We start from the raw sequence: 18,708 nt of genomic DNA, 5'->3' as shown, positions 1-18,708 counted from the left end.
GTGAGTAACTACTCATTGGATTTTTCTGGGGATGAAGATTTTCGTCCCCTTGCCGCTAGAATGCGCCCAGAAACGTTAGACCAATACATAGGTCAGCAACATGTTCTGGGAGAGGGCAAGCCACTTAGACGAGCGCTAGAAGCGGGCCATATTCACTCAATGATCCTTTGGGGGCCGCCTGGTACAGGAAAAACCACGCTGGCGGAAGTGGCTGCTAACTACGCCAATGCCGAAGTGGAGCGAGTCTCTGCTGTGACGTCTGGGGTTAAAGAGATTCGGGCAGCAATTGAAAAAGCGCGTGAAAATAAATTGGGTGGTCGTCGGACTATTTTGTTTGTTGACGAGGTACACCGCTTTAACAAGTCTCAGCAAGATGCGTTTCTTCCTCATATTGAAGATGGCACGGTGACCTTTATCGGCGCGACGACTGAAAACCCTTCATTCGAGTTAAACAACGCACTGTTGTCTCGCGCTCGGGTATATAAGCTCACTTCCTTATCTACCGCAGATATTCATTTAGCGTTGCAGCAGGCGATTTCCGACTCAGAGCGTGGTTTAGGCAAGATATCGGCGAAGTTTGCCGATAACGTTCTCGATAGACTAGCGGAGCTGGTTAATGGTGATGCGCGAATGTCTCTTAACTATCTTGAGCTGTTATACGATATGGCTCAAGAAGATGACCAAGGCGACAAAGAAATTACTTTGCAGCTACTGGCTGAAGTTGCTGGGGAAAAAGTCTCTCGTTTTGATAACAAAGGCGACATTTGGTACGACTTAATTTCAGCGGTACATAAATCTATCCGAGGCTCAAACCCTGACGCTGCGCTTTATTGGTCAGCGAGGATGATTGCCGCAGGTTGTGACCCGCTTTATATTGCCCGACGATTACTGGCGATTGCATCAGAAGATATTGGTAATGCGGATCCAAGAGCAATGCAGGTAGCACTATCGGCTTGGGATTGCTTTACCCGTGTTGGACCTGCGGAAGGTGAACGAGCGATTGCACAAGCGATTGTCTACCTTGCCTGTGCGCCAAAGAGTAATGCGGTCTACACGGCGTGGAAACAAGCACTTCGCGACGCACACAACGAGCCTGAGTATGAAGTTCCGCCACATCTTCGCAATGCACCTACCAGTTTGATGAAAGATCTCGGCTATGGCGCGGAGTATCGTTATGCCCATGATGAGCCGGGAGCGTATGCGGCAGGAGAGCGTTACCTACCACCTGAAATGGCAGAAACGCGCTACTATTATCCGACCAACCGCGGCTTAGAAACCAAAATTGGCGAAAAGTTAGATTACTTGGCTAGTTTAGACGCAAAAAGCCCACAAAAGCGCTATGAATAAGCTTCCATTTTAGATACATTTGTTCGGTTAATATTTTTAGCGTATGAGCACGATGCTTAAGCGCGATTTCACTACTAAAAAAGCATAGGATTAACAATGCTGGATTCTAAATTACTTCGTACAGAGCTGGATGATACAGCTGCAAAACTAGCGCGTCGTGGCTTTAAGCTAGACGTAGAGACAATCCGTACACTTGAAGAGCAACGTAAGTCGATTCAAGTAGAAGTTGAAAATTTACAATCCACGCGTAACTCCATCTCCAAGCAAATCGGCCAAAAAATGGCAGCTGGTGACAAAGAAGGCGCAGAAGAGATCAAGAAGCAAATCGGTACTCTAGGTAGCGATCTTGACGCTAAAAAAGCTGAACTTGATGAAGTAATGGCTAAACTTGAAGAGATCACGCTTTCTGTTCCTAACCTACCAGCTGACGATGTACCTGCGGGTAAAGACGAAGATGACAACGTTGAAATCTCTCGTTGGGGTGAGCCAAAAACTTACGACTTTGAATTGAAAGATCACGTTGATCTGGGTGAGCTTGGTGGTGGTTTAGATTTCGCTAGCGCGACAAAAATTACTGGTGCTCGTTTTATCGTGATGAAAGGCCAGTTTGCGCGTCTGCACCGTGCAATCGCTCAGTTTATGCTAGACCTTCACACAGATGAGCATGGCTACACAGAAATGTACATGCCATACCTAGTGAACTCTGACAGCCTATTTGGTACTGGTCAGCTACCTAAGTTTGGTAAAGACCTGTTCCACACTGAGCCGCTAGAAGAGAAAGTAAACGATGAAGAGCCACGTAAACTGTCTCTAATCCCTACTGCTGAAGTGCCAGTGACAAACATGGTTCGTGACACTATTTCTGATGAAGCAGACTTGCCATTGAAGATGACGGCGCATACGCCATGTTTCCGTTCTGAAGCGGGCTCTTACGGTCGTGATACTCGTGGTCTGATTCGTATGCACCAGTTCGACAAAGTTGAGCTTGTACAAATCACTAAGCCAGAAGATTCAATGGATGCACTTGAAGAGCTAACTGGTCACGCTGAGAAAGTTCTGCAACTTCTAGAGCTTCCTTACCGTAAAGTGGTTCTATGTACGGGTGACATGGGCTTCGGCGCGCGTAAGACTTACGACCTAGAAGTTTGGGTTCCAGCTCAAGAGACTTACCGTGAGATCTCATCTTGTTCAAACATGTGGGACTTCCAAGCTCGCCGTATGCAAGCGCGTTTCCGTCGTAAGGGCGAGAAGAAGCCAGAGCTAGTGCACACACTAAACGGTTCAGGTCTAGCAGTAGGTCGTACCATGGTTGCTATTCTAGAAAACAACCAAGAAGCAGATGGCCGTATCGCAATCCCTGTTGTACTACAGAAGTACATGGGCGGCGCAACGCACATCGGCTAATAGCCAAAGTTAGTAATGAAAGGCGGCTCAGTGAGTCGCCTTTTTTATATCTATTTCACGTTAACCATTCAGCTTATCTATTGATAAAACGGTGACAACTTTTCTCTACAAACTGATTTAAAAGCAATATTTCTCAATGTTTGAATAATTATTCTAACTTTTTAGGGCTTAAAACCCCTTTGGAGAGGATAATGAAATATACAAAAACGCTTTTGGCGATGGCATTAACTACGGCATGCTTAAATGTTTATGCAGAAGATAAAGTTTGGATTTCTATTGGTGCCGATGCTGCTAGTACCGTCGCGAAAGCGCAAGCAGAATCTATTCTGCCTCACTCAATTGCGAGCAGTGGTGACGTGTGGGTTGGACAAGTTGAGACTGCTCATCTGGCTGAGCTGTCGCATAACATGCATGAAGAGCATCACCGATGCGGCGGCTATATGGTTCATGCTTCAGCGCAAAGCGCCATGGCCGCGAGCGCAATGCCACAAAGCAGGGCGCAGTTCATATTACCCAAGCCTTCCCAGCAGTCGACCCTCAATGCTTGGCTACCATTGGTCAGTGCATCGCAACTCACCAACACAATCCGTTCTTTAACAAGCTTCAATAACCGTTTTTACACTACAACATCAGGAGCACAAGCCTCAGATTGGATAGCCAATGAATGGCGAAACTTAGCTTCGTCGATGACAAAGGCAAACGTAGAACAAATTGCTCACTCAGGATACAACCAAAAATCGGTTGTTCTAACTATCGAAGGTAGTGAAAAGCCTGATGAGTGGGTGATCGTTGGTGGGCATCTAGATTCTACAATTGGCTCACACACAGATGAACACACAATTGCTCCAGGTGCGGACGATGATGCTTCAGGGATCGCTAGTGTGAGTGAAATTATTCGAGTGTTAGCTGAGAACAACTTTAAGCCCAAACGTTCCGTTGCCTTTATGGCATATGCGGCAGAAGAGGTTGGTTTGAGAGGGTCTCAAGACATTGCAAATCGCTATAAAGCTCAGGGCAAAAATGTCGTTTCTGTATTGCAACTGGATATGACTAACTACAAAGGATCTGCAGAGGACATCGTCTTTATTACAGACTACACCGACAGTAACCTGACTCAGTTTTTAGCAAGCTTAATTGATACGTATCTTCCAAGTTTGACTTATGGATATGATCGATGTGGTTACGCATGTTCAGATCATGCCTCTTGGCATAATGCGGGTTACTCTGCGGCAATGCCATTTGAATCTAAGTTTAATGACTACAACCCTAAGATTCATACTTCTCAAGATACACTAGAGAATTCTGACCCAACGGGCGGACACGCAGTGAAGTTCACTAAGCTTGGACTATCGTATGTGGTTGAACTAGCGAATGCATCCGATATTGAGCCTCCTCTTGATAATGTACTCAAAGATGGCGTGCCAAAAACAGGGTTATTTGGAGTACGCTCAAGTCAGCAAAGTTACACCTTTGAACTTGCTACTCAAAAGAGCTTAACCTTTACAACTCAAGGAGGCAGTGGTGATGTTGACCTCTATGTTAAGTTCGGCTCTCCAGCATCGAAGTCAAATTGGGATTGTCGACCTTATCGCAATGGCAACAGTGAGACTTGTCGCTTCAACCAAGCTGCGCCAGGCACTTACCATGTTATGCTTGATGCCTACAGTGCTTATACTGATGTGACGTTGCAGGCATCTTCTCAATAGCTAAAAAAGCGTCACCACAATGTGACGCTTTTTAAATACCAACCAAAATAAATATCTGATTACCTATATTATCCCGATTGGTATCATGTTTGTCGCGTATCGAGATTAGATACTCATCTCTCCGCGTAAAACTTGCTGCATCTTCACTTTTACTTGATCGTAGCTAAGACCTTGGCTAAGTAGAAAGTGAAGTTTCGCCAGCGCAGCTTCTGGTGTCATATCGTAACCGCTGATAACACCCGCTTCAGCAAGAGCACAGCCTGTTGCATAACCACCCATATTGACTTTACCAGCTAAACATTGAGTTAGGTTAACGACAATAACACCACGTTCAGACGCATCTTTCAGGTGGCCTAACAGCTCAGGGTTCTGCGGTGCGTTACCTACCCCAAACGTCAGTAATATCATGGCATTAACAGGTTGCAGTAGCGTGTTACGGATCACTTCGTGCGAAATACCAGGGTACATAGTAATGACACCGATTGGCTGCGGTGTGATGTCATGAACTTTGAACTCACCTTCCGGCTTAGCACCCACCTCAATCTCACTGCTAATTTGGATATTGATACCCGCTTCAAGCAGTGGCGGTAGGTTTGGTGACGTAAAGGCGTTAAAACCATCAGCATGAGATTTAGTGCTGCGGTTGCCACGCATAAGCTTATTGTTGAAGAACAAGGTCACTTCATTAATTGGGTAGTTAGCGGCAATGTGCAGCGCATTGAGCAGGTTTGCTTGACCATCAGAACGAAGTTCCGCCAGAGGAATCTGTGAACCAGTGACGATAACAGGCTTGCCAAGGTTTTCGAGCATGAACGAAAGCGCAGAGGCGGTGTAAGCCATGGTATCGGTGCCATGCAAGATGACAAAACCGTCGTACTTATCATAGTTAGCGCGGATGTCGTCAGCAATTTGCTGCCAATCTGCTGGTGTCATATCCGATGAGTCGATAAGTGGGTCATACTCATGAATGGTAAACTCAGGCATTTCTGGACGGTGGAACTCTGGCATGCTTGCTAGTTGTTTTTCCATGAAGCCAGCGACTGGGACATAACCGTGATCATGGGATTTTTGCATACCAATGGTACCGCCAGTGTAGGCGATATAAATATGTTTTCTTGCCATTGCTTTGAAACCAGTTAATTGTAGGGGGAACAGAGCGTGGGATTATATATTAATCCAAGCCAATAAAAAGGGGGCTCCCGCACAGGAATCCCCCTATCTTGATACTCAGCATTGTAGTCGCTGTGAAACTAATCTAGGTCTGACCAGAGTTAATGACTACTGAACCTGACAGTTTAAACAGAAAGCGTACTGACCTTTAGGATCGTTATAGCTTTGCAGCATATTGGCATCTTGAATCACTTGTGTCGCTACAGGTTGTAGTGCTGCTGGCAGCAACGCTGTGGCATTGATACCTAATGATGCGCTAACTTGATTCATAAAGTCTTGGACAAATTGCTGTGCTGGTGAAAGCGGCTCTTCAACCCAATACAAGTTGTAGTTTTCTACTTCAGCCATTTTAGCGGCTAACGCCACAGCATCATCAAAGTCGCCAATTTTATCAACTAAACCAAGCTCTAACGCATCTTGTCCTGTCCAAACTCGGCCTTGAGCAACACCATCCACTTTATCAAGAGGGATCTCACGATTTTGACTCACCAAGCCGACAAATCGGTTGTAGCCATGCTCGATGCCCATTTGGAAGGCTTGCGAAGCACCTTTTGAAAGCCCTGTCGTAACACCAACATCAGAGAATGGTGATGTGCCCACACCGTCAGTGTAGATACCTAGCTTGTTAAGCCCTTTTTCAAAGGTGGTAATAACACTAAAGATACCAATCGAACCTGTCAGTGTCGTTGGCTGTGCAACAATGCTGTCAGCACTCATTGAGATCCAGTAACCCCCAGAGGCGGCTAAGCTCGACATAGAGACCACCACAGGTTTACCCGCTTCTTTAAGCGCGTCAACTTCATTGCGGATCACTTCAGAGGCAAATGCACTACCGCCCGGGCTGTCTACACGCAGAACAACCGCTTTCACTTTGTCATCGTTGCGCGCTTGGCGCAGAAGGGCTGCTACCGTATCACCACCAACCGTACCGCGTGGCTGAGAGCCATCCATAATAGAACCACTTGCCACTACCACAGCAATATCGTCTGCCGCTAAGTCAAAGCTTGGGCTCATGGTTGATTGATATTCGTAATAATCAACGTAGTTGTAGCTATCTTCTCCATTGCTACCGAAGACATCGATTAGCTGTTTACGCACTTGTTGGCGTGTTGCGAGCTCATCAACTAAGCCAACATTGAGTGAAAGAGCAGCAAGGTCGCCTTGGTTTTCTTTGAGCAGCGCTAGGAACTCATCCATATCTGGCGTAATTGCATCAGCGGAGAGCTGGCGATTTGTTGCAACGTCATCTACGTATGCGCCCCAAAGCTGTCCAAGCCAACGCGAGGCTGACGCTTTGGCTTCTTTAGACATGTCGTCACGTACAAACGGCTCGATAGCGGATTTGTAAGTACCGACTCGGAAGACATGTGTATTCACATCTAGTTTTTCTAGCAGGGTTTTATAGTACAGAGTATAAGCACTGTAGCCTTTGAGCATCACTGCGCCGTCTGGAGCGAGATAGATTTTGTCTGCGTAGCTTGCGAGATAGTATTGGCTTTGGTTGTACATATCGCCAACAGCATAAATAGGCTTGCCAGAGGCTTTAAACTCATTCAATGCTTTCGCAATGTAACGTAGCTTAGTCAGGTTGGTTTCTGGCATATCACGCAGTGCTAAGACAATACCACTCACTTGGGAGTCATCTTTGGCGTGACGAATGGTGTCTACAATGTCGAACAAGACGTTTTCTTTAGGTAGGCTTTGACCAAAGAAAGATCCTGTTAATGAATCCATAGGGTTTACATAGGTTGGCTGTTCGACGATAGGTCCTGAGATATTCAGAATAAGTGCCGACTCTTTTGGCACTGTTGGCGTTGGTGTATCTGCACTAGTGTAGATGAAATAGATGACGCCGATACTCGCTAAAAAGATCAGGTTGACGAGGGCAAGACGAATGAAAGTGATGAGCTTCCAAATCCCTTTAAAAAACAGGCCAACGAATTTAAATATTTTTTTCATTTTTTCTCCGCTACGGAAACCGCAGATTAAGGCTTATCCGCTCTATGAGCATTTAAGTTCAGATAAGTTCCATCCTACTTAAACTAGTATACCCAAACAACCAGAAGATTGATCGGTGTTACAAAAATGTAAACGGGTGTTTGATTTTTATTTAAGCTCTTCATATTGTGGTCAGACCACAACAATAAAAGAGTAAAGTGATGTCTACCATGTACCCGAATTTACTTCAGCCACTGGATCTAGGATTTACCCAACTACGCAATCGAGTGTTAATGGGTTCTATGCACACCGGATTAGAAGAACATAAAGAAGGGCTGGGTAAGCTCGCAGCCTTTTACGCAGAACGTGCAAAAGGTGGTGTAGGGCTCATTGTAACAGGCGGATTTTCACCGAATCTACGTGGTCGATTACATCCATTTAGTGCTGAGTTTAGCAAAGCAAAACACGCCAAAGCACATAAAGTTGTTACTGAAGCCGTGCATCAACATGGTGGTAAAATCGCGCTTCAGTTGCTTCATGCTGGCCGATACGCGATGCACCCTTTTGCTCAAAGTGCCTCTTCGATTAAAGCGCCAATCGCTCGTTTTGCGCCAAGTGAAATGAGCACCCGTCAAATCAAAAAGACCATTGATGCATTCGCCAACAGCGCAGCACTCGCTCAGCAAGCGGGTTACGATGGCGTTGAAGTTATGGGCTCAGAAGGTTACTTGCTGAATCAGTTCATTTGTAAGCGCACCAATACACGTTATGACGAATGGGGCGGTAGTTATGAAAATCGCATTCGTTTCCCTCTCGAAGTAGTGAAAGCGATACGCCAAGCAGCAGGAAAAGAGTTCATCATCATTTTCCGCCTTTCAATGCTCGATCTGGTTGAAGAAGGCAGTACTTTTGAGGAAGTGGTTATGCTGGCAAAAGAGCTAGAAAATGCCGGTGTGACGATTATCAATACGGGCATTGGTTGGCACGAGGCTCGTATTCCAACTATCGCGACTCAGGTGCCACGCGGGGCATTTACTTGGGTAACAGAAAAGGTACGCCCTCATGTCAATGTGCCTATTGTGACTTGTAACCGTATTAACACCCCAGAGGAAGCCGAAAATATTCTCGCCAGTGGCCATGCCGATATGGTTTCTATGGCACGTCCGTTCCTTGCTGACCCTCATTTTGTGATTAAAGCTGAGCAAAATCGCTCTCAAATGATTAATACGTGTATCGGTTGTAACCAAGCGTGTCTAGACAATGTGTTTAAAGGCAAACGAGCTGGTTGCTTAGTTAATCCACTTGCCTGTCGAGAAACAGAACTAACGGTGACACCGACCGATGTGAAAAAGAATATTGCCGTTGTTGGTGCAGGGCCTGCTGGATTGGCGTGTGCGACAACATTAGCTGAAAGAGGGCATCATGTTGACCTGTTTGAGCGTAATGACAGAATTGGTGGGCAGTTCCGTCTAGCGATGCAAATTCCGGGTAAAGAAGAGTTCAGAGAAACGATTCGCTACTTTGCCAATAGAATTGATGAGACAGGGGTGAAGCTTCACCTTGAAACCGATGCCAATTACGACCTTCTTGCTGAATATGATGAAGTGGTGATGGCATCAGGGGTAGAGCCGCGCAAGGTTAAAATTGATGGTATCGAAACGCCAGAAAAAGTGGTCGACTACCAGACGCTTATCAAAGAGAAGACCTACGTTGGTAACAAGGTTGCGATTGTCGGCGCTGGTGGCATTGGGGTGGATGTGGCGACCATGTTGACTGAACCTGCTGGCCACAATTTGGATGATTGGTTGCATGAGTGGGGAATTGATAAAGAAATCTCCCATCCTGGAGGACTCTATCCTTATCCGGATTCAATGAGTGATAAAACCGTGTGGGTGCTCCAGCGACGTAAAGGTCGCGTTGGTAAAGGGCCGGGTAAAACAACGGGCTGGATTCATAAACGTACTTTAGAGAAACGTGGCGTGAACCTACTAGGCGGCGTGAGCTATGACAAGATAGATCAGCAAGGCTTACATATCAGTGTCGATGACAAGCAACAATTGCTCGATGCCGATACGGTTATCATTTGTGCGGGTCAGGAATCGGTTCGTCCATTTGAAAATCAATGGCACCTATTAGGCGAGAAACTTCATGTGATAGGTGGTGCTGATTACGCAGGTGAATTGGATGCGGTGCGAGCAATTAAGCAAGGTGTAGAGCTGGCAGTTAAGTTGTAATTTACGATCTGATTATCATAAAAAAAGGTCTCTTTTCGAAGAGACCTTTTTCGTATCTGTGCGTCTTAAAGGATTACGGTCTTATTGCCATAAACAAAGACGTGATCATTGAGTACTTTGTTGAGGGCTTTGCTCAATACGTTCTTTTCAACGTCACGACCCGCTTGCGCCATATCTTGCGCGCTAAAGTTGTGATCCACTGGAATAACGTCTTGCTTGATGATTGGACCTTCATCGAGATCGTTAGTCACAAAGTGCGCTGTGGCGCCAATGATCTTTACACCGCGCTCATAAGCTTGCTGGTATGGTTTAGCACCAATGAAAGCGGGCAAGAAACTATGGTGAATATTAATAATCTTGTGGTGGTACTTTTCGACAAAAGAAGGAGTCAGTACACGCATGTATTTAGCAAGAACTAAGTAATCTGCTTGGTACTGGTCGATAACTTCCAGCATCTTTTTCTCGTGCTCTTCACGATTCAATCCTTCATGAGAAACGTGGTGATAAGGGATATCAAATTTCTCAGTTAGGCTCTGTAAAGTATCGTAGTTACCCACGACAGCTGCGATTTCAACATCCAAGCTTCCGTCGTAGTTCTTCATTAAGATGTCACCCAAGCAGTGCGCTTCTTTGGTGACAAGAATGACGACTCGTTTGCGATTTGAACCTATCAATTTACGCTTAGCACCCTCTGGTAAAGCTTGGTCGAGGTCGGCTAAAAAGGTCTGATCATTGAAGTAACCTTCAAGCTCGGTACGCATAAAGAAGTGACCGCTAGTGTTATCTACAAACTCGTTGTTGTGAATAATATTGAGTTGGTGTTTGTAACAAATGTTGGTGATCTTTGAAATAAGACCTGGGGCGTCAGTGCAGTGTGTCAGTAGTGTTTTCTTTTCCATTAGGTTCAAACTTCCGTGAATTATTTTTTTTGTATTGTGAATTTTTTACGGGCATCCGAACGGTGAGGTCACCCGCAGTATTGAAGCTACAATTAAACTAATATCGAGTTGGTTTCAACAATTAATCTGAGTTAACCGATTGGCTGAGGTTATTTGAAGAGTGTTTGTTCTCTTAGCGTGTCTTTTAGGTGGTATGTATGGATAAAGAGCTACTAGCCCGTAAATTGTATTCTGAACGAGTAAGCGCCTTAACCGGCGGTAAAGAACTAGACGAAGAAATCTTAGATGAAATGTGGGAAAACCGTGCCTCCCCAAGTGAAGCCGCACGTGCCATGATGGATGACCAACAAGACGGATTCTCTGGTCCTGCTTGGTTAAACCGTTACCTCAATAAACGCTAATCTCTGAGGCTGCTTAGGCGCGAAAATCTCATTCGCGCCTTGGTGCAAAAACTGCCATAATCTCTCCCCCTTTATTAACTCTCTGTTGTGCATGATTTCAAAGACTTTCTCCTCTGAGGGAGCGCTAGGTAAAGCAATACCTGGCTTTCAACCGCGTCAAGCTCAGCTCGATATGGCTGAAGCGGTGGCAAGTGCAATCAAAAGCCAAAGTCAGGTGGTCGTTGAAGCCGGAACAGGGACAGGTAAAACTTTCGCCTATTTGGTGCCAGCTCTGTTAAGTGGCAAGAAAACCATTATCAGCACGGGCTCGAAAAACCTCCAAGAGCAGCTGTTTCACCGTGATTTGCCTTTGATGACCAATGCATTGGGTTTTTACGGTCAGGTTGCGTTATTGAAAGGTCGGGCAAACTACCTTTGTTTAGATCGTTTGAGTCGTCAGATGGTTGAAAGCCACAACCAAAGTGCGGATCCGACTTTGCTTAGTCAATTGGTAAAGGTGCGCAGTTGGTCGTCAGAAACCAAAACTGGCGATCTTGGTGATTGTGATGCCATTGCTGAAGACAGTCCGGTTATTCCAACTATTACCTCAACCAACGACAACTGCTTAGGTAAAGATTGCCCGAGCTACCAAGAGTGCTTTGTACTTAAAGCGAGAAAAAAGGCCATGGATGCCGATGTTGTTGTGGTCAACCATCACTTGTTTCTAGCCGATTTAGCGATTAAAGAAACCGGCTTTGGTGAATTGATTCCTGAAGCCGAAGTGTTTGTCTTTGATGAAGCGCACCAGCTCCCGGATATCGCCAGCCAGTACTTCGGTCAGTCGCTCTCTAGCCGCCAGATTCAAGAGTTATGCAAAGATATTGAGATTGCTTACCGCACGGAAGCGAAAGATATGCGTCAACTGCAAAAAGCGGGAGAAAAGCTATATCAAACCGCAATGGATTTGAGAATCGTATTAGGAGAGCCAGGTTTCCGTGGCAACTGGCGTGAGGCGGTCACTTCTCCATCTATTGGCCGTGAGCTGCGACGCTTAGAAGACGCACTCGATTTTGTTATTGAGGTTGTCAAACTCGCTCTGGGTCGTAGTCAATTACTTGATAGTGCGTTTGAAAGAGCCAATACCATAAAGGCGCGACTGGATAGAGTGTGTGATGTCTCCATTACAGGATATTCCTACTGGTACGAAACTACACCGCGCCATTTCACCTTACACATTACGCCGCTTACGGTTGCCGATAAGTTCCATGAACAAATCGAGTTAAAGCAGGGAGCTTGGATATTTACTTCGGCGACGCTTGCTGTAAATGATGACTTCGGCCATTTTACGTCCCGTTTAGGTTTGAAACCTCAGGCGCAAATGTCACTACCAAGCCCTTTTGACTATCAAACTCAAGCGCGTTTATGTGTACCAAGATACCTCCCAGAGCCCAATAGCCCAGGTATGGCGGATAAACTGGTCAATATGCTGACGCCAGTGATTGAGCAAAACCAAGGCCGATGTTTCTTCCTTTGTACGTCTCACAGCATGATGAAAGAGCTGGGAGAAAGATTTAGAGAACGTTTGATTGTCCCTGTATTGATGCAAGGGGAAACCAGTAAACAGAAAACCCTTGCTGAGTTTATGGAGCTAGGTAATGCTTTGCTCGTTGCGACAGGGGCGTTTTGGGAAGGGATAGATGTTAGAGGTGACGCGCTGAGCTGTGTTATCATCGACAAATTACCGTTTACTGCCCCCGATGACCCGCTATTAAAGGCGCGAATCGAAGATTGTCAGCTTAAAGGCGGTGACCCGTTTTCTCAGGTACAAATTCCGGATGCGGTCATCACTTTGAAGCAGGGGGTAGGGCGACTTATTCGAGATAAGAACGATAAAGGAGCACTGATTATCTGTGATAATCGACTAGTGACCCGTGAATACGGTGGTGTTTTCCTGGCGAGTTTACCACCGATACCTCGTACCCGAGACTTAGCTTTGGTGCAGGATTTTCTCGAACATAATCAATGATGGTTTGTGACAAGCTAACGACTCGCTTGAGCCGTTTGTGCCCACAAGCCGACAACCAATACAAACGAATAACCAGAGATATCAATGAGTGTAAAGATCCTTGCTCTAGATACAGCAACCGAGAACTGTTCTGTTGCTCTTTTAGTTGACGATAAAGTTTACGTGCGCAGTGAAGTTGCACCTAGAGACCACACCAAAAAAGTACTGCCGATGGTGGATGAAGTACTAAAAGAAGCTGGGGTTAACCTTACTGAGTTGGACGCGCTCGCATTTGGTCGCGGCCCGGGCAGCTTTACGGGTGTTCGAATTGGCATTGGTATTGCACAAGGTTTAGCGTTCGGTGCAGATTTACCAATGATCGGTGTTTCTACGTTGGAAGCAATGGCACAAGGTGTATACCGAAAACACGGTGTAAGCCATGTGGCAACAGCGATTGACGCGCGTATGAGCGAGGTTTACTGGGGACGTTTTACTCGTCAAGAAGATGGCACTTGGCATGCTGTAGATGCTGAATGTGTAACCCCTCCACAATTGGTATCGGACAATAGTGCTGCGGATGATCAGCAATGGTTAACTGCGGGTACTGGTTGGGATGCGTATTCTGAGCAACTTGCTAGCGTAAAATTTACCACAGAGAAGAGCGATGTTTTATTCCCAGACGCGGAAGACATTGTTCAACTGGCGAAATTTGAGCTAGCGAAAGGCAAGACGGTTGATGCGGAAGAGGCAAGCCCAGTTTATCTGCGTGATACGGTTGCTTGGAAAAAACTGCCCGGTAGAGAGTAGTTTAGACAGGACAAATAAGGCATAAGCGGAAAGTATGGTATCAATCAACGGATTACCTCCTTCGGTTCCCGGACCAAATAGGGCCAACAAAGCCAATAAGAAGAACGAGGTTAAAAAATCTGGCGATAAAGCTGCGGTTAGCCAACCCACTAAGGTGGCTAACGCGGTGGCGCATTCTATCCGTCATGTCAATGAATCCGAGATTCATAAAGCGCAAGTCCAATATGATCTTCCTGAAGGCCGTAGCCGTAAAGCGATGGAGGAGTATATGGATGTGATGAACCAAGCCAAACGCGAGGAACTTTCACAGCTGCTGGGTGTCGATATCTATATCTAAATTAAGACTTTGTGTGACGTTATGACTCAACGACCTTTTCGCTTTTTGTGTGCACTGGCTAGCGCAGTTTTGCTTTCCGCTTGTAGATCTCTACCTGAAAACCTCAAAACCGAAAACCCAGATGTTGTCACCAGTTATCAAGAGTGGCAACCGGAGGCTCAAGCCAACGCTGAGGTAAGACTTGGCGGATTGATCGCTGATGTAAAGAATCTTAAAGAGCAAACCCGCATAGAAGTGGTTAATCTGCCTATAAATTCTGTGGGCAAACCAGATATCAACCAAGAGCCACAAGGTCGTTTTGTCGCCTATGTTGATGGCTTTGCTGATCCGGTAACCTTGTCTGAGGGACGCCTTATCTCGTTACTTGGGAAAAGCCAAGGCCGAGAACAAGGTAAAGTTGGTGACTATTCTTATGACTTCCCAGTGATGAAGGCGAGTGGCTTTCATTTGTGGCGTATTGAAGAGCGTATCATAGTCCATGATTTCGACAGCTACCTCTATCCTTGTCGCGGTCTCTACTGTAGCGATGTTCGTTATGGAACCAGACAGGGCAAAGTGATTCAAGAAGTGAAGTAATGCGCGACGAACGAAAACGCGAGCTCCTTAATGGACATATCGCAACCATCGAATATGGATGCAGTGAAACGGCCGAACTTTCGGTCGTTTTTTTACATGGCTGGTTAGATAACGCGGCGAGTTTTGAATCCATAATGGCTTCTCTCCACGCTCTCAATCCGGATTGGCACTTATGCGCAATCGATTTACCGGGTCACGGCCTTTCTAGCCACAAGGAAGCCGGTAATTTCTATCCTTTTCACGACTATATTGACGATGTTTATCAGTTTTTGGCTAACTTATCACCAAACAGACTGGTACTAGTAGGGCATTCTCTTGGTGCTTTGATTGCAAGTTGCTATAGTGCCGCCTTTCCTGAACAAGTCAGTGGCTTGGTTCAGATAGAAGGATACGGACCTTTGGCTGAAAAAGCGCAAGAGACAGTTTCTCGTTTAAGGGAAGGTGTGCTGAGTCGTCAAAGAATTCGTAGAAAGCCAACTCGTGTTATGTTGTCCGAACAAGAAGCGATAGAGAGGCGAGCAAAGGTAAATCAGATAGAATCTGAATTAATTGCTCCAATTATACTGCGTGGGCTTGAAGCTCATCAGTCTGGCTGGATATGGCGGCACGATGTAAAGCTGCAAAGCCAGTCTCTTTATCGAATGTCATTTGAACACGCCGAGTCTTTTCGCCTACAAGTGACTTGCCCGCAACTTGTCATTCTTGGCAACGAAGGCTTTTCTTATTTGCAGTCTTTTCAGCTTGATGCTTCAGATTCCACTCATTTTGAGATGATCGAAGGGGGTCATCACTGTCATCTGCAAGCTCCTTCTAGAGTATCTAACCTAATTTTTGGTTTAGTTAACAAAATTTAAACAAGTGTTTGAGACTTTCGTGCTCAAGGGCTTCGCCTGTGCTGTAATAGACGACGTTGAAAATAGAGCTTTTCACTCAGATGACAGCCAGTTAATTTCGAGGAGTTTTACCGTGGATAAACCTTGGTTATCACGCTATCCAGAAGATGTGCCAGAGCATATCAACCCAGAACAATACCCATCATTAGTGGAAATGTTTGAGCAGTCCGTTCAAAAGTATGCTGACCAGCCTGCTTTTATGAACATGGGCTCGGTGATGACGTTCCGCAAACTGGAAGAGCGTAGCCGAGCGTTTGCGGCTTACTTGCAAAATGAGCTGAAGTTACAAAAGGGCGATCGCGTCGCGCTAATGATGCCGAACCTGCTGCAATATCCAGTTGCCTTGTTTGGTGTGCTACGCGCAGGTTTAATCGCGGTTAATGTAAATCCGCTTTATACCCCACGTGAGCTAGAGCATCAGTTAAATGACTCTGGTGCAAAAGCGATAGTTATCGTATCGAACTTTGCCAATACGCTTGAGCAAATCGTTGATAACACGCCGGTTAAACATGTGGTGTTAACCAGTCTCGGGCAGATGTTGCCTCGTGCAAAAGGTACCTTGGTCGATTTTGTCGTTAAGTATGTTAAAGGCATGGTGCCTAAGTATGACCTACCTGGCGCAATCTCTATGCGTAAAGCGCTTCACAATGGTCGTCGTCTACAGTATGTGAAGCCTTTCATGTCTGGTGATGACATTGCCTTCTTGCAATACACCGGCGGTACAACAGGGGTAGCAAAAGGCGCGATTCTGACTCACAGCAATATGATTGCCAATATCATGCAGGCAAAAGGCATGTATGGTCCTGTCCTACAGGATGGACGCGAAGTGGTTGTCACCGCACTGCCGCTTTACCACGTATTTGCATTAACGGTTAACTGTTTGTTGTTCCTCGAGTTAGGTGGACGCAACTTATTGATTACTAACCCACGTGATATTCCTGGTTTTGTCAAAGAACTGAAGAGTTGCCCATTTACGGCGATAACGGGTGTAAACACGCTATTTAATGCGTTGGTTAACAATGAAGATTTCCATGAGCTAGATTTTAGTAACCTAAAACTTGCAGTGGGTGGCGGTATGGCAGTGCAACGTGCCGTGGCTGAACAATGGAAGAAAACTACGGGTGTTCACTTGCTCGAAGGTTATGGCCTAACAGAGTGCTCTCCATTGGTGACGGTCAACCCATATGACCTGACAGAATATACAGGGGCGATTGGATTACCTGTTCCTTCGACTGAGGTACGTATTGTCGATGATGAAGGCAATCCAGTGGCAAATACTGAAGTCGGTGAGCTTCAGGTACGTGGACCTCAGGTTATGCAAGGTTACTGGCAGCGCCCAGAAGCGACCAAAGAGGTGATCAATGCTGAAGGTTGGTTATCTACGGGTGATATTGTTAAGTTTGACGATGAAGGCTTGATCCACATTGTTGATCGTAAGAAAGATATGATTCTTGTCTCAGGCTTCAATGTTTATCCAAACGAGATTGAAGATGTTGTCGCGCTTCACGGTAAAGTGCTAGAAGTCGCAGCCATCGGTCAGCCACATGAAGTGTCGGGTGAACTGGTTAAGATCTATGTGGTTAAGCGCGACCCTAGCCTAACTAAAGAAGAGATAATTGCTCACTGTCGCGAACACTTAACAGGCTACAAGGTGCCAAAAATCGTCGAGTTTAAGGATGACTTACCAAAGACCAATGTTGGTAAGATCCTGCGCCGTGTATTGCGTGAAGAAAATGACGCAAACCTTGCTAAGTCAAAGTAACTCGATGAGAATTAAGCACAGTTAAGTGTTTGATGGTAGAATGCCGACTATACTCAGTCGGCATTTTTTATGGCCGCAAGAAATCGCTCATGGTGAGAAGTTAGTGAATTATCAGATTATTACTCAAACGGCGCAGCTCGAAACCGTTTGTCAAAGTGCACGACAAGCGGATGTTGTTATGTTGGATACAGAGTTTGTCCGTACCCGTACTTACTATCCGCAGCTTGGCCTTATCCAGCTCTTTGATGGACAGAACCTTTCTCTTATCGATCCAACGGTAATAGAAGATATGGCTCCGTTTGTTGAATTGCTTAAAGATACCTCCGTACTTAAGGTGCTTCATGCCTGCGGTGAAGACTTGGAAGTGTTCCATAACAGCTTTGAGTGCTTGCCATATCCTATGGTCGACACCCAACTTATGGCTGCTTTCCTTGGCCATGGTTTATCGACAGGTTTTGCCGCTTTAGTGGAAAGCTATTTAGGTGTTGAGCTAGATAAGAGTGAGTCTCGTACCGATTGGTTGGCGCGACCACTCACAGACAAACAGCTAGAATACGCAGCTGCGGATGTGTACTACTTACAACCATTGTATGAGCAACTGTTTGAGAAAATTACTCAAGCTGGCTGGTGGGATGCTGCGCAGCAAGAGAGTGATTTACTCGCTTCCAAACGCATTAAAACTGTCAACCTAGAGATGGCGTATCTTGATGTGAAGGGCGCTTGGCAACTCAAGCCAAAAGAGCTTTCAATTCTTAAGCCTTTGGCTACATGGCGCTTGAAAGAAGCATTGCGTCGAGATCTTGCACTTAACTTTATCTTTAAAGAAAACGACCTACTCACTGTTGCGCGTCTGGGCATACAAAACCATAGCCAAATGGAACAAGAGGGTATGGATTACCGTTCGGTACAGCGTCACAGCGCACGTATTATCTCAATCGTAAAATCCGCCAAGAAGACACCCGTCGACGAGTATCCAGAGAAGATTGAACGCCTAATGGATATGCCGGGTTACAAACAGAAATTCAAAGTGCTAAAAGATGAAGTAAAACGCGCTTCGCAGGCTAGCGGATTAGCTACTGAGTTTTTAGCCTCTAAGAAGCAACTTAATCAGCTAATGAGTTGGGTGTGGAAAAAGGACAGAGATCCCGCCAAGCTACCCGATGTTATGCAAAGCTGGCGACTAGAACTGTTTGGTGAAAAGCTAAACAAGCTTCTCTAGAAAACAAAAAAACGGGCTTCCAATTGGAAGC

At 45.8% G+C, this 18,708-nt stretch carries 15 protein-coding genes; 12 read left to right on the top strand and 3 right to left on the bottom strand.

Going from position 1 to position 18,708, the window contains the following annotated elements; translation table 11 throughout:
- From LYZ37_RS09950 to LYZ37_RS09940, 3 genes are all read left to right on the top strand, one after another.
- Positions 1-1,347, top strand: coding sequence for a replication-associated recombination protein A (locus LYZ37_RS09950; RefSeq protein ID WP_272785384.1), 1,347 nt, complete (start codon positions 1-3; stop codon positions 1,345-1,347).
- 96 nt (positions 1,348-1,443) lie between these two features.
- On the top strand, positions 1,444-2,751 hold the full coding sequence (gene serS / locus LYZ37_RS09945) for a serine--tRNA ligase (protein ID WP_272785383.1): 1,308 nt from the start codon (positions 1,444-1,446) through the stop codon (positions 2,749-2,751).
- 218 nt (positions 2,752-2,969) lie between these two features.
- The gene (locus tag LYZ37_RS09940; RefSeq protein ID WP_272787167.1) at positions 2,970-4,457 is read left to right on the top strand and encodes a M28 family metallopeptidase; all 1,488 of its coding nucleotides are present in this window, start codon (positions 2,970-2,972) and stop codon (positions 4,455-4,457) included.
- Between the two features lie 105 nt (positions 4,458-4,562).
- Here LYZ37_RS09940 and ansA read toward each other — a convergent pair whose 3' ends face one another.
- Positions 4,563-5,579 carry an asparaginase gene (gene ansA / locus LYZ37_RS09935; protein WP_272785382.1) on the bottom strand — a complete coding sequence of 339 codons (1,017 nt, stop codon included), beginning with the start codon at positions 5,577-5,579 and terminating at the stop codon, positions 4,563-4,565.
- A gap of 156 nt (positions 5,580-5,735) precedes the next feature.
- Positions 5,736-7,586 (bottom strand): signal peptide peptidase SppA, encoded by a 1,851-nt coding sequence (sppA, locus tag LYZ37_RS09930; RefSeq protein WP_272785381.1) that lies wholly within the window; start codon positions 7,584-7,586, stop codon positions 5,736-5,738.
- A gap of 200 nt (positions 7,587-7,786) precedes the next feature.
- Between sppA and LYZ37_RS09925 the strand changes: the two genes are divergently transcribed.
- Positions 7,787-9,799 carry an NADPH-dependent 2,4-dienoyl-CoA reductase gene (locus LYZ37_RS09925; protein WP_272785380.1) on the top strand — a complete coding sequence of 671 codons (2,013 nt, stop codon included), beginning with the start codon at positions 7,787-7,789 and terminating at the stop codon, positions 9,797-9,799.
- 65 nt (positions 9,800-9,864) lie between these two features.
- On the opposite strand, the gene purU is transcribed toward LYZ37_RS09925, so the two are convergent.
- Positions 9,865-10,698, bottom strand: a complete 834-nt coding sequence (gene purU / locus LYZ37_RS09920; protein ID WP_171321097.1) for a formyltetrahydrofolate deformylase — start codon at positions 10,696-10,698, stop codon at positions 9,865-9,867.
- A gap of 197 nt (positions 10,699-10,895) precedes the next feature.
- On the opposite strand from purU, the gene LYZ37_RS09915 reads away from it, so the two are divergent.
- From LYZ37_RS09915 to rnd, 8 genes are all read left to right on the top strand, one after another.
- Positions 10,896-11,099, top strand: coding sequence for a hypothetical protein (locus LYZ37_RS09915; protein WP_004746521.1), 204 nt, complete (start codon positions 10,896-10,898; stop codon positions 11,097-11,099).
- 91 nt (positions 11,100-11,190) lie between these two features.
- The gene (locus tag LYZ37_RS09910; protein WP_272785379.1) at positions 11,191-13,104 is read left to right on the top strand and encodes an ATP-dependent DNA helicase; all 1,914 of its coding nucleotides are present in this window, start codon (positions 11,191-11,193) and stop codon (positions 13,102-13,104) included.
- Positions 13,105-13,188: 84 nt separating this feature from the next.
- Positions 13,189-13,890: a tRNA (adenosine(37)-N6)-threonylcarbamoyltransferase complex dimerization subunit type 1 TsaB gene (tsaB, locus tag LYZ37_RS09905; protein WP_272785378.1), complete on the top strand. Its 702-nt coding sequence runs from the start codon at positions 13,189-13,191 to the stop codon at positions 13,888-13,890.
- Positions 13,891-13,924: 34 nt separating this feature from the next.
- On the top strand, positions 13,925-14,227 hold the full coding sequence (locus LYZ37_RS09900) for a hypothetical protein (RefSeq protein WP_004746527.1): 303 nt from the start codon (positions 13,925-13,927) through the stop codon (positions 14,225-14,227).
- A gap of 21 nt (positions 14,228-14,248) precedes the next feature.
- Positions 14,249-14,803, top strand: a complete 555-nt coding sequence (locus LYZ37_RS09895) for a Slp family lipoprotein (protein ID WP_272785376.1) — start codon at positions 14,249-14,251, stop codon at positions 14,801-14,803.
- Complete coding sequence (locus tag LYZ37_RS09890; protein WP_272785375.1) at positions 14,803-15,657, top strand: alpha/beta fold hydrolase; 855 nt, start codon at positions 14,803-14,805, stop codon at positions 15,655-15,657. Before LYZ37_RS09895 ends, LYZ37_RS09890 begins: the two co-directional genes overlap by 1 nt.
- 112 nt (positions 15,658-15,769) lie before the next feature.
- Positions 15,770-17,458, top strand: a complete 1,689-nt coding sequence (gene fadD / locus LYZ37_RS09885; RefSeq protein WP_171321103.1) for a long-chain-fatty-acid--CoA ligase FadD — start codon at positions 15,770-15,772, stop codon at positions 17,456-17,458.
- A gap of 103 nt (positions 17,459-17,561) precedes the next feature.
- Positions 17,562-18,677 carry a ribonuclease D gene (gene rnd / locus LYZ37_RS09880; protein WP_272787166.1) on the top strand — a complete coding sequence of 372 codons (1,116 nt, stop codon included), beginning with the start codon at positions 17,562-17,564 and terminating at the stop codon, positions 18,675-18,677.
- Positions 18,678-18,708: the final 31 nt, after the last annotated feature.

Source organism: Vibrio tubiashii (genome assembly GCF_028551255.1).
GTDB lineage: Bacteria > Pseudomonadota > Gammaproteobacteria > Enterobacterales > Vibrionaceae > Vibrio > Vibrio tubiashii_B.
The sequence above is the reverse complement of the archived record's forward strand: the minus strand, read 5'-3'. Positions and strand labels throughout refer to the sequence as shown.

What these genes read in the sequence shown, in the direction of transcription:
- serS (WP_272785383.1), top strand. Translation starts at nt 1,444, where the DNA reads ATGCTGGATTCTAAATTACTTCGTACAGAGCTGGATGATACAGCTGCA.
- LYZ37_RS09940 (WP_272787167.1), top strand. Translation starts at nt 2,970, where the DNA reads ATGGCATTAACTACGGCATGCTTAAATGTTTATGCAGAAGATAAAGTT.
- ansA (WP_272785382.1), bottom strand. Translation starts at nt 5,579, where the DNA reads ATGGCAAGAAAACATATTTATATCGCCTACACTGGCGGTACCATTGGT.
- sppA (WP_272785381.1), bottom strand. Translation starts at nt 7,586, where the DNA reads ATGAAAAAAATATTTAAATTCGTTGGCCTGTTTTTTAAAGGGATTTGG.
- LYZ37_RS09925 (WP_272785380.1), top strand. Translation starts at nt 7,787, where the DNA reads ATGTCTACCATGTACCCGAATTTACTTCAGCCACTGGATCTAGGATTT.
- purU (WP_171321097.1), bottom strand. Translation starts at nt 10,698, where the DNA reads ATGGAAAAGAAAACACTACTGACACACTGCACTGACGCCCCAGGTCTT.
- LYZ37_RS09915 (WP_004746521.1), top strand. Translation starts at nt 10,896, where the DNA reads ATGGATAAAGAGCTACTAGCCCGTAAATTGTATTCTGAACGAGTAAGC.
- LYZ37_RS09910 (WP_272785379.1), top strand. Translation starts at nt 11,191, where the DNA reads ATGATTTCAAAGACTTTCTCCTCTGAGGGAGCGCTAGGTAAAGCAATA.
- tsaB (WP_272785378.1), top strand. Translation starts at nt 13,189, where the DNA reads ATGAGTGTAAAGATCCTTGCTCTAGATACAGCAACCGAGAACTGTTCT.
- LYZ37_RS09900 (WP_004746527.1), top strand. Translation starts at nt 13,925, where the DNA reads ATGGTATCAATCAACGGATTACCTCCTTCGGTTCCCGGACCAAATAGG.
- LYZ37_RS09895 (WP_272785376.1), top strand. Translation starts at nt 14,249, where the DNA reads ATGACTCAACGACCTTTTCGCTTTTTGTGTGCACTGGCTAGCGCAGTT.
- LYZ37_RS09890 (WP_272785375.1), top strand. Translation starts at nt 14,803, where the DNA reads ATGCGCGACGAACGAAAACGCGAGCTCCTTAATGGACATATCGCAACC.